Annotated in this window: 13 protein-coding genes; 9 read left to right on the top strand and 4 right to left on the bottom strand. The window is 45.7% G+C overall.

The genetic code is table 11. The annotated features are described in order from the left end of the window. Nucleotides 1-184: 184 nt before the first annotated feature. Together ACMXYU_RS00595 and ACMXYU_RS00600 are read right to left on the bottom strand one after the other, a co-directional pair. Entirely contained in the window at nucleotides 185-493 is a 309-nt protein-coding gene (locus ACMXYU_RS00595; RefSeq protein ID WP_415893048.1) for a hypothetical protein, read from the bottom strand. Further along, a complete protein-coding gene (locus ACMXYU_RS00600) occupies nucleotides 483-2,198 on the bottom strand; it encodes a PepSY-associated TM helix domain-containing protein (RefSeq protein WP_415899709.1) in 1,716 nt (571 codons plus the stop codon). Before ACMXYU_RS00600 ends, ACMXYU_RS00595 begins: the two co-directional genes overlap by 11 nt. A gap of 352 nt (nucleotides 2,199-2,550) precedes the next feature. Between ACMXYU_RS00600 and ACMXYU_RS00605 the strand changes: the two genes are divergently transcribed. The 8 genes from ACMXYU_RS00605 (at nucleotide 2,551) to ACMXYU_RS00640 (ending at nucleotide 12,993) form a co-directional block, all read left to right on the top strand. Further along, entirely contained in the window at nucleotides 2,551-3,558 is a 1,008-nt protein-coding gene (locus ACMXYU_RS00605) for an AAA family ATPase (RefSeq protein ID WP_415899710.1), read from the top strand. 10 nt (nucleotides 3,559-3,568) lie between these two features. Beyond that, nucleotides 3,569-4,492 (top strand): DUF58 domain-containing protein, encoded by a 924-nt coding sequence (locus ACMXYU_RS00610; RefSeq protein ID WP_415899711.1) that lies wholly within the window; start codon nucleotides 3,569-3,571, stop codon nucleotides 4,490-4,492. Next, nucleotides 4,492-4,965, top strand: coding sequence for a DUF4381 domain-containing protein (locus ACMXYU_RS00615; RefSeq protein ID WP_415899712.1), 474 nt, complete (start codon nucleotides 4,492-4,494; stop codon nucleotides 4,963-4,965). The genes ACMXYU_RS00610 and ACMXYU_RS00615 overlap by 1 nt, the downstream gene beginning before the upstream one ends. Beyond that, a complete protein-coding gene (locus ACMXYU_RS00620) occupies nucleotides 4,958-5,941 on the top strand; it encodes a vWA domain-containing protein (protein ID WP_415899713.1) in 984 nt (327 codons plus the stop codon). Before ACMXYU_RS00615 ends, ACMXYU_RS00620 begins: the two co-directional genes overlap by 8 nt. Next, on the top strand, nucleotides 5,941-7,728 hold the full coding sequence (locus ACMXYU_RS00625) for a VWA domain-containing protein (protein ID WP_415899714.1): 1,788 nt from the start codon (nucleotides 5,941-5,943) through the stop codon (nucleotides 7,726-7,728). The genes ACMXYU_RS00620 and ACMXYU_RS00625 overlap by 1 nt, the downstream gene beginning before the upstream one ends. Next, nucleotides 7,722-9,452, top strand: a complete 1,731-nt coding sequence (locus tag ACMXYU_RS00630) for a BatD family protein (RefSeq protein ID WP_415899716.1) — start codon at nucleotides 7,722-7,724, stop codon at nucleotides 9,450-9,452. Before ACMXYU_RS00625 ends, ACMXYU_RS00630 begins: the two co-directional genes overlap by 7 nt. 148 nt (nucleotides 9,453-9,600) lie before the next feature. After that, a complete protein-coding gene (locus ACMXYU_RS00635; protein WP_415899718.1) occupies nucleotides 9,601-10,881 on the top strand; it encodes a diguanylate cyclase in 1,281 nt (426 codons plus the stop codon). Nucleotides 10,882-11,268: 387 nt separating this feature from the next. Continuing rightward, entirely contained in the window at nucleotides 11,269-12,993 is a 1,725-nt protein-coding gene (locus tag ACMXYU_RS00640) for a methyl-accepting chemotaxis protein (RefSeq protein WP_415899720.1), read from the top strand. Nucleotides 12,994-13,070: 77 nt separating this feature from the next. On the opposite strand, the gene ACMXYU_RS00645 is transcribed toward ACMXYU_RS00640, so the two are convergent. Both ACMXYU_RS00645 and yghU read right to left on the bottom strand, forming a co-directional pair. Continuing rightward, on the bottom strand, nucleotides 13,071-13,739 hold the full coding sequence (locus tag ACMXYU_RS00645; protein ID WP_415899722.1) for a glutathione S-transferase family protein: 669 nt from the start codon (nucleotides 13,737-13,739) through the stop codon (nucleotides 13,071-13,073). A gap of 54 nt (nucleotides 13,740-13,793) precedes the next feature. After that, on the bottom strand, nucleotides 13,794-14,651 hold the full coding sequence (yghU, locus tag ACMXYU_RS00650; protein ID WP_415899724.1) for a glutathione-dependent disulfide-bond oxidoreductase: 858 nt from the start codon (nucleotides 14,649-14,651) through the stop codon (nucleotides 13,794-13,796). Nucleotides 14,652-14,777: 126 nt separating this feature from the next. Between yghU and ACMXYU_RS00655 the strand changes: the two genes are divergently transcribed. Beyond that, complete coding sequence (locus ACMXYU_RS00655) at nucleotides 14,778-15,359, top strand: TetR/AcrR family transcriptional regulator (RefSeq protein ID WP_415899725.1); 582 nt, start codon at nucleotides 14,778-14,780, stop codon at nucleotides 15,357-15,359. The last annotated feature ends 24 nt before the right edge of the window (nucleotides 15,360-15,383 follow it).

The following is a 15,383-nucleotide window of genomic DNA, read 5'->3' on the forward strand; positions in this document are numbered from 1 at the left end:
AAATACCTTTATGGAAAGTCTTATAAATTTATGCCGCCAAAACTATCTATGCCGGGTGACGTTTAGATGACAGGTTGAAGAAGTTTTTATGAGAGGAATATTTCGAAGGTATTTGAGTACAGTGAAGTCACAATTGGCTGGATTAAGTTTTTATAAACCAGCCAATGTGGTGGGTGATAAAAATTTACTGCACATCTAGCATATCGAGCTCAACAACATGGCCCGGACCTGCATCTAATAAGATGTAGTAGTCCTGATCTGGAGTTGGAAAGCTGAATGCCGAGTCTTTATCCGTTTGGCCTTTGACTAGTAACTCATCTTCATAGGAAATGACTTCAAACGGGAAGTTACTCGCCGCAGAGCCGTCTGAAAAACTGCCTTTGCACTCAATCAGTTCAATGGCTGTAGAGCAGTTTAGGAAAATGCTATGGGCGAACGAAGGTGCAGATAGCAGAGCTAATGCTCCGAAAACGATTGCTTGTTTAGCGAACATCGATAGTCTCCTTGTCATCAGGCATTAATGGCCAATTAGCTTGGTAAACATCACCACTCCAAGTGATTGCGGTAACCCAGAGTTCAGCGTTATCGCGAATCTTTTTCGGCAGTTGATAATGAACATGCTTAGCGCCAAGAGGGCCATGGATCAGCGTGCCGGGAGCTCTTAATGTTCTCGGTTTACCTACGCGGGCGTAGATAAATTTAATCTCACTCAAAGAATCTTTCGGAATTTTGACCGAGAAGTTGGTACGCCCTCCTTCTCTAATTGGCGGTAGATCTTTTTCAAGGAAACCGGCAAACGCGTTTACTTTAACTTCCCAAGGGCCTAAAGGTTTTTGAGTGTATTCAAAACCTGCATTGGATACGCCCTGCACTGCTAGTGTTAATACAACGCTGGTACCAAAACCAACACCAACCAGCATTAAGATATTCAGATATTTGAAAACACCCATAGGGCCGCCCCATGGGCGAACAATACGCCAGCCTTTGATTAGCCTTTTAATTCCTGGGCTGCGATTGGAGACTATACGCGAAGCCCGTTTGGTACGTTTGTAATAGATAATTAGGCCGGTCACACAGAGGGCGGTCATTAACGCACCAAAGACAAACCAGATGAATTTTACGATCAAGTCAGCTGCGCCAGATTTAGCCCATGTACCGTAATGAAGAGGGTGCATCGCTAGATCAAAACGTTGCATAAAGGTCAGTGAGTCAGCCATGGATTGATTAATGATGGTGCCATCATAAGGGTTGATCCAGATGCGGCTTCCTCCACCTCGTATCAGCCACTCTCCTTGAGAACCTCCAATCTCATAAGGATCTGCATTGTGTTCAGGTGGCACCATGCGTGTGATCTCAAAATTTGGATATTTTTTCTTAACGATATCGACAATTTGATAGCTACTCAGGGCCGTAGGTGCTTGGCTACCAAACTTATCTAACTCAGCGTAATCGAGCAGTGGTTTGCGATCATAAGGTTCATGCAGTTTTGGTGCATCGGCGTATAAAACTAACGGCACCTGATAGAACCACCAAGTCCCTGATACGCCGATTATCACTAAAAACCAGATGCTCCAAACACCAACGATCTTATGAAAGTCGCCTAAAAATGCGCGCATATTGTTCATGCGCGGTTTGCGGAAAAAGTAACGCCAGAAGCTAGGTGCTGCGATCAATCCGGCGACTAAGGAGATAATAGTGAAAATTCCGAATGCGTTAACGACACTGCGGCCAACAACCGGTAGAAATAGAGTGGTATGTAGGAAATTTAGGAAGTTACCTACAGTCAGTAGTGGTGTGTCACCTAAAACTTCCCCTGTGTAAGGATTAATCCAAGCGTTTCTGAAACCGCCATTGCTGTCATTAAACATGGCGCTGGCAGCGGTAAATGGGAAATTAGCATTGGGTTGAAAGTTACTCAGGCCATTTTCTGGATAAGCTGCTTGGAGTTTATCTAACAAGATACCTTCATTCAGTCGGGTATCCATCGGCGTTACTCGCATCTCTGGCATTAGCAACCAATCAATCTCTTGAGCAATCACCGCCAGTGTTCCAGACGCCAACACTAAGGTCAGAATTAGGGTGATTTTTAAACCAAAAAAACTATGGATCAAAAAGGCAATATATTGGCCAGAGAGCTTCCTTTTCTGTTTTGGTTTGGCCACTGATTTTGGGCTGGTTATATCTAATTTTTGATTCATAAATGTGTCGATTTTTTGATTGTCTGCCGCAGGACTATCGAGTCCTGAATTGTGGCCGTAAATGTAGAGTAGGAAGATACGGATCAATTGATAATACGTATCATTTATAAGTTTTAAACGAATGATACGTTTGTTACTTTTTCCGCAGGTTTGTTGGAACCAGGGGGGATTACGATTGGCGGTTGAGTTGGATTAGGAACTATTCCTCAACTTAAGTGACCAACGATCTCCGCCTTTAGACGGGTAAAATTAGATCGAGTGGCAGAGTTGAAAACAAGGATGCTAACCGCATATAAATAGGCATCTCATTCGTAACGTCATTGTGCAAAATTAATAAAAACAGGAGCTTAGAATGACAGTAGAAGCCACTGCAAATACGGCATCGAGTCAAACCTTGCAGAGTAAACTGATCGGGTTATCAGAGGCTTTAAAGCAGAAAGTCATTGGGCAGGAAGCCTTAGTTGAGCATCTGTTGATTGCATTGCTTACGGATGGCCATGTTTTACTGGAAGGCCCTCCAGGTTTGGCGAAGACGCGTACAGTACATGCCTTAAGTGATCTGTTAGAAGGCGTGTTCCATCGTGCTCAATTTACGCCGGATCTACTGCCAAGCGATATTACCGGTACTGAGATCTACAACACGCAAAAAGGCGAGTTTAGTTTCCGTCAGGGACCACTGTTTTGTAACTTATTATTAGCGGATGAGATCAACCGTGCGCCAGCCAAAGTACAGTCTGCCTTGCTAGAAGCGATGGCGGAGCGACAAGTCACGGTTGCAGGTAAAACTTATCCACTGTCTAAATTCTTTATGGTGATGGCGACGCAAAACCCGCTGGAGCAAGAGGGAACTTATCCACTACCCGAAGCTCAGCTAGACCGTTTTATGCTACATATCCGCGTTGACTACCCAGATCATAATCAAGAGAAAGAGATCCTGCGTTTAGTACGTGACGAGCATAACTCCGAGTTGGCTGGTGAAGCCGCTCATATTGATGTTGCGCTGACCGAGCAGGAGTTATTCGCAGCTCGCTCCAGCATTATGCAGGTCTATATGGCGGATAACCTTGAGGATTATATGATCGCGCTAGTGATGGCGACTCGGAATCCAGAAGTCTACGGAGAAGATCTGAAAGATAGTTTAGTCTTTGGCGCAAGCCCGCGTGCGAGTATCGCATTGGATCGCGCTGTGCGTGCTAAAGCTTGGTTGGCTGGACGTGATTTTGTGACGCCAGATGATATCCAAGAGATTGCACCTAGCGTGCTAAGGCATCGTATCGGCTTGAGCTATGTGGCTGAAGCGCGAGGTTTAGATAAAGATAAATTGATCGCCGAACTGATCAACCGCGTGGCGGTACCTTAGGGATCAATCTATGTTCTTAGGGGAAGCAAGCCCAAGACCTGTGCCATCCGCACGACACCTAATCAGTGTGGATGAACTTATTAGCTTACGGTTCTGGCCGCCTGCGCGACAGAATAGCTGTGAGCGTATGGCCATTCGTGAAGGCCATCATCTCAGCCATATTCGCGGTCGCGGTATGGAATACGATGATGTGCGTGAATATCAGCCGGGTGATGACATTCGTCATTTGGATTGGCGTTTGATGGCACGCACTGGTGAAGCGCATACCAAGCTTTATCGAGAAGAACGCGAACGCCCAGTTTTCCTGCTCTGTGATCTTCGCCATAGTATGCAGTTTGCGACTCGTGGGCACTTTAAATCGGTGTTGGCTGCTTATGCTAGTGCGAAGGCGCTCTGGACTACCTTGGCGAATGGAGACCGTGTAGGTGGCATGTTGTTAAGCGAGCAACAAGAGCAGTTATTTAAACCGAGCAATAGTCGTCAGCAATTGATGCAGATGATTACCGCACTATCTCAGGGTGTTGAGCCTACTGAGCAGACCACTGAACGATCCTTGGCACAGTCACTAGCGCGCTTAGAGTCGATCTTAAGCAGTGGCAGTATCCTTTATATTTTTAGCGATTTTCACGATGTTGATGAAGAAACCGAACTGCATCTGATGCGTCTGGCACAACGGTGCGAGTTGAAACTGGTACTGATCTCCGATCCGCTGGAACAACAACTGCCAAGCAGCGGAAAATCGTATCGTTTTAGTGGCTTAGGGCGCGAATTGCTGGTCTCTGCCAATCAGGCGCAGCAGCTTAAATATCGTGGCCAGTTTCAGCAGCGATTACAATTATTACAAAATCTGCACAACCTACGTGGCGTTGAGTTTGCCCATTGGCAAACGGATCAACATCCGTTATTTCAGTTTAATTCTCAGGAGGTGAGCTAGTGGACTTTTCCCAGCTTCCTCTGCGTCCCATGCAACAGCCAGAGATGATTGGCTGGTGGCCTTTAGCGCCGGGCTGGTGGTTGTTAATTTTGCTCAGCATCGGGTTATTTATTGCAGTGGTGTGGTTTGGCTATCTCTACCTGAAGAAAATGCGGAACAACCCAAATCGTTGGGCGCTACAAGAGCTTAACGCCATTCAAGCAAACTACCAGCAACATCAAAATAAACGGCTTTTGGCAGAAGAGTGTAATGCACTGTTAAAACGCCTGGCGCTGACCCTGTATGCTCGCCAAGATGTCGCCGCGCTAAATGGAACCGCTTGGACCGATTTTTTAGCTAAGCAAAGCAGTTCGGATACTTTAACTGTATTGGCAGTAGCGCCTTATCAAGAATCACCTGAGTATGATGCCGAAGCGCTGTTGGGTGCCTGTAAAGCATGGCTAACGAATGCTAGAGGACCTGCCGATGTTTGAGTTTGCTTGGTGGTGGCTCTGGTTACTTTTACCTCTGCCTTGGTTAGTAAGACGCTTTTCTAAGCCTTCAGCGGATCAGGGTGGGGCTTCACTGCATGTACCATTTCTTGACCAGATGGAACAAGCGGTAGGGCCGCAACAAGGCGTATCAACCCAGCAATCCTCTCCATGGCGACTAGTGCTGCTTTACCTTATCTGGGGGCTATTGATAGCGGCTGTAGCGAAGCCACAATGGTTAGGCGAGCCGATTCCACAGCAGCTGGAAGGCCGTGATCTTATGATGGCGGTGGATCTGTCGGAAAGTATGTTGGAGCAGGACTTTGAGGTGAATGGCCGTTGGGTGAGCCGATTGGCGGCAACCCGATTAGTCGCCGGTGATTTTATCAAGCGCCGCGAAGGGGATCGTGTGGGCCTGATTCTTTTTGCAGAACAGGCTTATCAACAGGCGCCTCTGACCCATGACCGCGACACGGTTAAAACTTTGTTAGACGAAGCTCAAGTGGGTTTGGCGGGTAAAGCGACAGCAATTGGTGATGCCATTGGCTTGGCGGTAAAACGCTTTAAACAGATGGAAAGTGAACAACGCATTCTGATTCTGCTTACTGATGGTCGCAATACTGCGGGGGTGCTAAAGCCGTTGCAGGCGGTGGAGTTAGCAAAATCAGAGGGGCTTAAGATTTACACTATCGGCGTTGGCGGCGGTAGCCAAGGTGGAGTTTTAGGTTCGTTCTTTGCTCAAGGTTCTGATTTGGATGAGAAGACGCTAACGGCGATTGCGGAGCAAACCGGAGGTCGTTTCTTCCGCGCTTATGATTTGGACGAATTGGCAGAGATCTATGCTGAGTTAGATGAATTAGAGCCGGTTGAACAAGACTCCGAATTTTTCCGCCCTATAGATCCGCTTTTTCACTGGCCGCTGTATGGCGCTTTTGTATTGGCGTTGATCCTAGCGATCAGCTTAAGGGGGCGTAACTGATGTTTTCTGATCTTCAGCTACAACAGCCGCTTTGGTTGCTGATTATTCCTGCGGCGTTTGTGCTTATTTTGTGGCTGCAAAAGCGCAGAGCTGATGCCCAAGATTGGTCAGAGGTTTGTGATCCAGAACTCCTGCCGCTGTTAAAACAGCAGGGAGCAAAAAAGTTAAAACGTAATTGGTTGCCGTGGAGTTTATTTGCTGCGGTGATCCTCCTAGCAGTCGCGGCTACGCAACCGGTGTGGCAGAAGCAACCTCAACCGGTATTTAAGCAAAGTGATGCGCTAGTCCTTGCCTTGGATCTGTCAGCGTCGATGAATGCAACCGATCTAAAACCGAGCCGCCTGCAACGGGCCAATTTTAAGATTAAAGATCTACTCAAAAAGCTCCCAGATACAGAAATTGCGCTAATTGTTTATGCCGGAGATGCCTTTGCGGTAACACCGTTAACCGAGGATAGCGATACTATATTGGCTGCCTTACCAGCGATGACCCCTGATATTATGCCGGTGCAAGGCAGTCGCGCAGATCGCGCCTTAGTGCTGGCTGATCAGATGTTAGCGCAGGCCAATATTCAAGGCGGTAATATCCTATTGGTGAGTGATGAAGTCTCGCCTGCGCAAGTTGCAGCCGATGCCAGTCGTATTCGCAATCAAGGTCGTAAGATCTCTATTCTGGCCGTTGGTACGGCCGAAGGTGGGCCTGTACCTACCGAATATGGATTCTTACAAGATCAACAGGGCAATGAAGTGATTGCGACCATGAATATCGGGTTGATGACAGAAGCAGCTGGTCTTGGTGGTGGTCAGGCGCAGTTAATTCGTGTGGACGATCTGGATATCGATTATCTGATCGCTGGCCTTAAGTCTGGCGAGAATGCCGCAGTAAATGTCGATAAAGATATTGAACGTTGGGTTGCCGAAGGCCCCTGGTTTATCTTGCTGGCATTACCGTTCTTACTACCTCTATTTCGTCGCGGTTTGTTTAATCTGACGTTGCCTATTGTCGTAATAGCCTCTGCTGGCGTTTCCCAGCCAGCTAATGCAGATTGGTGGCAAGGGCTGTGGAAAACTCAAAATCAGCAAGCAGCTGAAATTTATCAACAGGGTGATAAAAGCGCTGCGGCGGAGTTGTTCACAGATCCGCGTTGGAAGCAGCTCTCGCACTATGAGAGCGGAGATTATCAACAGGCTTTAGACAGCCTGCCAGAGCCTGAAACTGTGAATGATTTTTATAACCATGCTAATTCACTGGCCAAGCTCGGGCAGCTGGAGAAAGCACTAGAAGCCTACGATAAAGCGTTAGCTGAAAGGCCTGATTTTGACGATGCTCTGCATAACCGTAAGTTGGTTGAAGAGTTGTTAAAACAGCAAGAGCAACAGCAGCAACAAGGCGGAGATCAGAACAAAGAAGACAAATCTGATCAGCAGAAAAAGGACAATAAACAGTCAGGCCAAGATTCTCAAAATGACCAGAGTAACGCTTCTGAGCAATCATCTGATCAGCAGCAAGAACAGATGGATCAATCATCTTCATCCAAGCAAAAAGATCAGCAACAGATGGCTGAAGAGCTCAAGGAGCAATTGGATGAAAAGCTAAAAGATGCTGAGCAGCAAGAACAGAAGCTTGATAGTACCGAACAAACTCAACCTCTGGATGAAACTGAGCAATCTAATCAGCAGATGTTAAACCGAATTCAAGATGATCCAGCGGGTCTGTGGCGACGCAAATTTATCTATCAATATCGTCAGCGTTCCGAGCAGCCAGCAGCGGAGGATAAACTATGGTAAATGGAATTAAGTTATTTACCGCAGCAACACTTTTACTCTTTAGTCAGTTACTGATGGCTGCTATTAGCAGCGAGATTGATCGCAATCGTATCGAGCAGGGCGAGTCCTTCCGCTTAATTCTCAAGATTACAGCGAATGAAGCTAACCAAGTTGATCTAGAACCCCTACACAAGGACTTCCAGATTCTAGGGCGCAGTCATCAGTCCAGTACGACTTTCCAAAACGGTTCGCTAAAAAGCACCACTAAACTGGTTTTAACCCTATTTCCTAAGCGAGCGGGCCAGTTAACTATACCTGCCTTGGAACTTGAGGGAGAGAAGAGTAAAGAACACAGCATTGAAGTTGTTGAAGTTAAGCAGCCTTCAGCTGTTGATGGTGGCGTAGAGTTCCTTTCTACCCTATCTGATAAAACCCCTATCGTTCAGCAGCCTATTATCTATCAATCTAGCTTGGTTCTGGGTCGGAAAATTTATGATGCTGGCATCCAAGAACCCCAAGTGACCGAGGGTAAGGCTTTAATTGAAGCTTTGGGTGAACAGCGTCAGTACGAGCAAGAATTGAATGGCCGTCGTATGCTTGTGATCGAGCAGGCATGGCTGATTACGCCGCAACAAAGCGGCACCCTAAAAATCCAAGGGGCGCGATTGAGCGGCCAAGTTCCAGATGGTCGACCAGATCCTTTTAGAGGTTTTAATACGAGGGCTGTACGTAGAATTTTTGTGCCTGCAGAAGATTATGAAGTTGAGGTTCAGCCGATTCCTGCAGAGTTTACTGGCGAGCATTGGTTATCAGCGAAAGAGATCAATTTGGGTAGTGATTTTGACCGAGCTATCGACAGTTGGAAACAAGGAGAACCGGTCACACGAACGTTGACCTTAGAGGCCACAGGCGTAAAAAAAGAGCAGTTACCTGAATTGGTATTGCCGGAAGTGCCTGGCCTAAAGCAATACGCAACCAAACCGCAAATCGAGCAGTACTATGTCGATGGCGAACTTACCCTAAGCCTTAAACTTGAAGTCACTGTGATTCCTGAACGCGGTGGCAAAGTCACGTTACCTGAAATACAGCTTCCTTGGTGGAATACTGAGGCTAAGCAACAGGAAGCTGCGAGCATCCCTGCTATCAATCTTGATGTGGAAGCGGATGCAACTGCAACTGCTTTGACTCCTAACCCACCGCCTCAGGTACAACAGTCGTTATCCACAACGCTACCAACGCAAGCGCCCCAGATTACGGAAACTAGCCCTGTGGATAATATAGATAGCCAACAGGTTGTTGTGAACGAGAGCAAAATCTCTTCTTGGTTAATGTTAGTTGTGGGTATCTTAATTGGGGTTATCTTATCCACAGTGGTATTTTTACTATGGAGAAGATATCAGCCGCAGCAGAAGGTGAAAAAGGAAGAACTTAAACCGGTTAATTCGGTGCCAAATTTTAAAAAGCTAAAAGCGTCTTGTTTAGCAAACAACGCACAAGAAGCTCGGGTAGAACTGATCACTTGGGCGCGCCATCGATATGCAGGTTGTAATCATCTGAATGACCTATCCGATATTGTCAGCCCAGAGTTTAAACACGAGATCGAATTCCTCAATCGTAGCTGTTTTGCTAGTGATAACTGCTCATGGGATGGTAAAGGACTGTTGAAACAGGTTGAGGCTGAGAACAACCGTGTAAATAGGCTTACTGAACAGCAAAACGGTTTGGAGCTCTTATATAAAACCTAAAGGTAAATCTCAGAGGAATGCGAAATTTTGCGATTCAGATCAAATATTAGTCAATAGTGTGGATTGTTAGTCTAGAAATTGACCAATTCACATTTCTTCTTTTGCTAGTATTAAATCCTACTCAAAGTTATATGGATCGAGATCTAGCATGTCCAATAGGCTTAATGACACTGCCAATCTATACAATATAGCGACACGTCGTTATTTGTTGGCGGTTGTTATTATTGCGTTACTTGCTACGTCTGCGTACTACACTCTGCATTCAGCGCTTTCTGATTCTGAAGCGACAGCTTATGTGGTGAATTTATCGGGTCGCCAGCGTATGCTCAGTCAGCATATAGCGCTGGATGTGCATCGTTATCACCATCAGAGCATTACCACAGAAACAAAGCCCAAATCTCCCTCGACTCTCATGTTGCAGAACCTCATCGATATGAGGCTGGCAAATAAGCAATTATCATCAGGTGTTTTATCTGAGGATCAAGTTATTGATCTATCGCCACAACTGCGCGAAATGTATTTTGGCCAAATGGACCTTCATAATCGAGTCAATCGATACTTAGATCTTGCTGAACAGCTTTATAAAAGTAACCAGGCAGAAGAGAGGTTGGCTTATCTTGAGTCAATCGATCAAACTTCACCGCAACTCCTCATAGATCTAAACAAAGTCGTACAACAGTATCAGCTGGAAGGAGAGAATAGATTAGCAACGATCTCTAATTTAGAGCTCCTTGTGTTAGTCACAACTCTGATTGCGCTTATTTTAGAAGTTTTATTTATATTCCGGCCTATGGTTGCTCAGTTGATGGCATCACAGAAAGCACAAGCGAAAACAATGGCACGCCTCGAAGAGATGGTCGAACTCCGTACCTTAAAGCTTGAAATGGCCAATCGGAAACTAAAGGAGCTTGCCACCCGAGATCCTTTGACGGAGCTGAAAAACAGACTAACGTTGGAAAGTGATGTTGAACGTTTAATTGAGGTAAGTGAGAAAAATCATGTCCCATTTGCTTTCTGTATGGTTGATATCGACTGGTTTAAGCAAATAAATGACACCTATGGTCACCCCGCAGGTGATTATGTTTTAAAACGGCTTGCGTCTCTCATGATGGGCGTTACACGTGATTATGATCACCTCTACCGAACCGGTGGAGAGGAGTTTGTTCTAGTGCTCAATCGCGTGAATTTAAATGAGAGTATTAAAATTTTAGATCAATTAAGAACGTCGGTAGAAGAACACGTTTTTGATTTTGAAGGCCAAATGATCAAGTTAACTATCAGTGTAGGGCTTTACCATACAAGCCAAGATAGTTTGGCTCATATTCACTCAGTTGCTCGAGCTGCAGATAATGCCCTCTATCGAGCAAAAGAGAGCGGACGTAACTGTATTAGAGTGGCAGATCGGGAAGATCTTAAAGGCTTACAATAGATATAGCCCTATAATCAGAGCTTCAGTCGTATGTGCTTTGAAGTCTCAACCTATCCATTATTAAAAAATAAGAGCTACCTCTGCTCTAGTCTTATTAAATGCAACTTGCTGATTTTAAATAAGTTATTTTTGTCGGTGTGATATGGGCTACGCCATCATACGGTATGACCGAAAAAGGATTGTTAATTCTTAGTATTCTGTATTTCCTGTGCTATACCTAAATAGGATTTCTTCAGGAACTTACCCAATAAATGGATTTTGTAACCTCTTGAACGACCAAATTGATCCGTCAGGTGTGGCTCACTTGAGTAACTGGCCTTGACGGTTATAGAGTTGCGAAATCTTGCAAGGATGAATCAAGAGGTTTTAGTCGCCATGCTAAATCAAATGTCGGTTTCCAAAAAAATCGCTCTGCTCGTTGTATCTCTACTCTCCCTTTTATTAATTATCTCAGGTCTAGCTATCGTATCTATGGATCAGATAGGCAAAGAACTCGATAGTATTGCTCACAAAGATATCCCGCTTATCGAGAAGATGACCAAAATAACGGAATACCAGCTTGAGCAAACTATTCATTTTGAACGTGCAGTTCATTTCGGAACGGTTGGGTTGTTGAAGAACGAGAATGGTCAAAGCAGTGGTAGCTATCAGGACAGCTTTTCAAAGGAACAAGACAAGTTTATTGAATTTGGCCTCAAAGTAGATAAACACATTGGATCTACCAAAAAGCAGCTCTCGGCGATTATCGACTTGTCCCAGAGCAAGAGTGGTGGGCTGATTCCAAAAGTCTACGCCAGTGAACTAGATGAGTTCGCAATGCTAGCTGAACAGTTAAAAGCGATTGAAAAAGAGCACCAAGAGTTCCAGTATTATGGCCTCGCTGCTATGAAGGCGATTAAGAACAGAGAATTTGATCGTTCAGAAGCACTGGCGGTTCAAGTTGAAGAGGCTGCAGATCAGTTAACTAAACACCTTGAAGAGCTATTGGCGGAGATAGAAAAATTTACTCTTGAGGCTTCGGAGACAGCATTGGCTCATGAAAAATCAGCGCTGACCAACATTGTGGTAACGCTGATCGCAGCTTTAGCCATCGGTATCTCGCTGAGTATTCTAATCACTCGCAATATTACCAGTCGCCTTAAATTATCCGTGGAAGGCATGAAGCATATAGCGGATGGGGATTTAACCCATGATGTTAAGGCCACGGGTGTCGATGAGATCTCGCAAATGTTGGAGTCTCAGGAGGTGACCCGCCAAGAACTACAGAAATCGATTGGTCAAATCGTTGAAATCAGTAGCCAGCTTTCCGCGACCTCAGAGGAAGTTGCTACAGCGATGTCGGAAAGCAGTTGTCATGTGCAAAACCAGCAAATGCAGACCGATACACTATCTGCATCTATGCAGCAGATGAGCGCCACATCAAATGAGATGGCGCATAACATTAATGAGGTAAATGATTCGGTTAACAGGGCCGACGGCGAGCTGCAGGAGAGTAACCATATCTTAATTGGTACGGTTGAGAGTATTACTGAGTTATCGAATCAGCTGCAAAACTCAGCGGATACGGTGAAAGATCTAGATAGCAGCACCGTAGAGATCAGTACTGTCTTGCAGGTGATTTCGGATATTGCAGAACAAACAAATCTATTGGCGCTAAATGCAGCTATTGAAGCGGCCAGGGCAGGTGATCAAGGGCGAGGATTCGCGGTAGTGGCCGACGAAGTAAGGCAACTGGCTTCTCGTACGCAAAACTCTACAGCTGAAATTTCTGAGATTATTAAACGACTGCAAGATGGGTCAACACGCGTAGTGAACTCTATGCAGCAAACCCAAAAGAAAGCGATTTCATTGGTTGAAGGGGCTGAAAAATCAACGGATTCCCTATCGAAAGTGGTCGATCAATTAAGCCATATTAACAATATGATGAGCCAAATAGCGACCGCTGCTGAAGAGCAAAGTCTGGTAAGTGAAGATTCCACCCGAACTGTGACCGATATTAACGATCTAGGTCATCAGAATGCTGCCAGTGTGGAAGAAACCTCTCAGGCCAGTTTAGATCTAGCCAGAATGGCGGAAGGGCTGAATCAAACGGTGAGTGCTTTCAGGGTGTAAAGGGAAAGAGCCTAAAGCACGAAATAAACAGAGGCTAATCTTGTATCGATTATCCTCTGTTCTGAATTTACCGGAGCTTAGTAGTTCTGCGGGAACAAAGCGCGTTTCGCTTCTTCGTCCATTTCAGATTTAAACTGGATATCACCGCTGATGCTTCTTGCTTTTGCAACCGCTGGGCGGGCATCTACTGTTTTGAACCAGCGTGATAGGTTAGGGAATTTATCCAACTCGTTCTCGCCTAAAACTGGTAGCACACGGTCAATCCAGCCCCAAGCAGCAATATCTGCAATGGTGTACTTATCACCCGTGACATAAGTGTTGTTCGCCAATTGATCATCCAGCACTTGATAGTGGCGAGCTGCTTCACGGCGATATCGATTGATCGCGTAAGGTAGGTTATCAGGTGCAGCGCGCTGGAAATGCACCGCCTGACCCGAATAAGGCCCAAGGCCTGATGCGATAAACATCAACCAAGAGAGTAATTTAGCCTTATCTTCGGCATCTCCCAGAAATAGATTATGTTTTTCGGCGAGGTAGAGAAGGATCGCTGTGGAATCAAAGACCTTTGTGCCTTCATCATCGATGGCAGGTACTTTTTTATTCGGATTGATGGCCGCGTATTCCGGAGAGTGTTGTTCCCCTTTTAAAGTATCCACAGGGACTAATTCATATTCTAGTCCCGCTTCTTCAAGAAAAAGCGCGACCTTCATTGGATTAGGGGTTGGGTGAAAATAGAATTTAAGCATAAGCGTTTTGAACCTGTTGAGTTAACGTAAATTGAGATGGCTTGTAGTAATTATTCAGGGCTTTAGTTTCAGAACTTGATCTATATCCGCAGCTTGATGCCTATCGCGCAGTTGTTCCCAAGCTTCGCCCCAAGTGCGATTTACAATACGGCCTCGCTGTACCGCTGATCTTTGCGCGATCTGCTCGGCCCAGCGTTGCAGGTTGGTGTAGCTGTCGACATCAAGGAAGGTGGCGGCATTGTATTGGTTGCCGCGGACCAGTTCGCCGTACCAAGGCCATATAGCAATATCGGCAATGGAGTAGTTTTCGCCCGCGATATAGGTATTGTCCGCCAGTTGTTTATTCAGCAGGTCTAACTGACGTTTTACCTCCATAGTGAAGCGGTCTATGGGGTACTCGAATTTTTCTGGGGCATAGGCGTAAAAGTGTCCAAATCCGCCTCCTAGATAGGGCGCAGAACCTTGTAGCCAAAACAGCCAATTTAGTTGTTCTGTCTGTTCGCTGGGGTCTTCTGATAGGAAATGACCAAACTTCTTGGCGAGATAAAGTAAGATGGCGCCTGATTCAAATACACGAGTTGGCGTTGAGCCTGAGTTATCAACAAGGGCTGGAATCTTAGAGTTGGGATTGATATCCACAAAGCCGGAAGAGAACTGATCGCCTTCACCTATCTGAATCATATGGGCATCGTATTCTGCTTGGTTAACGCCTGCTGCTAGCAGCTCTTCAAGCATGATGGTGACTTTCTGGCCGTTAGGCGTCCCCATCGAATACAGTTGCAGTGGGTGTTTCCCTTTCGGCAGCTCAGCTTGATGAGTCGCACCTGATACTGGGCGATTGATACTTGCCCACGTGCCACCATTTTCCTCTTCATGCTTCCACACTTTAGGTGGGGTGTACTGTGCGTTCATAAAACTGCGGTACCTTTAAAAATTGTAATATTAAATTGAACGTTCGTTCATGCGCTTCATCCTAGCTGGACTTGAACGTTTGTTCAAGCTAAAATTTGAACAAATGTTCAATCTAAAGTTTTAATCATGGCTAATACTCTGAAACATGACCGTGCTGAGGTGCTGGATAAGGCAACGAATCTTTTCTGGGAAAAAGGTTTCCACGCTACGTCTATGCGTAATTTGCAGGACCATATTGATATGCGTCCAGGCAGTATCTACGCCGCATTTGGTAGTAAAGAGGGGTTGTTTAAAGAGAGCCTAAATCACTATGCAAAAACTAGCTTGGCGCGATTAACGGAGAGCACTAAGACGTCTGAATCTCCACTTGCAGCACTCAAAGCATTTATCAAAACCGTGGTTTTGAATTGCAGAGAGGATACGCCTAGTGAGATGTGTATGTTGGTAAAAGCGATTGCTGAACTGACAGAGGAAAACGGTGAATTGTTAGATGAGGCGAAGGGGCTTCTGAAGGCTGTAGAACAGGCCCTAACGCAACTGATTGAACAAGCGCAAGCAGCAGGCGAGGTCGATTCCTCAAAAGATGCTGCCCGCCTTGCTCGCTATATCCAAATGCAGCTTATCGGCCTGCGTGTATATGCGCGTGTTTCACCGGATGAAGATGACTTGGTCGCAATGATCGATGATTCAATTGCGTCGATGGTGTAAAGCCGCTTTATTGAAACGGGGCGA

The organism is Neptuniibacter sp. QD48_11 (assembly GCF_047778095.1).
Taxonomy (GTDB): domain Bacteria; phylum Pseudomonadota; class Gammaproteobacteria; order Pseudomonadales; family Balneatricaceae; genus Neptuniibacter.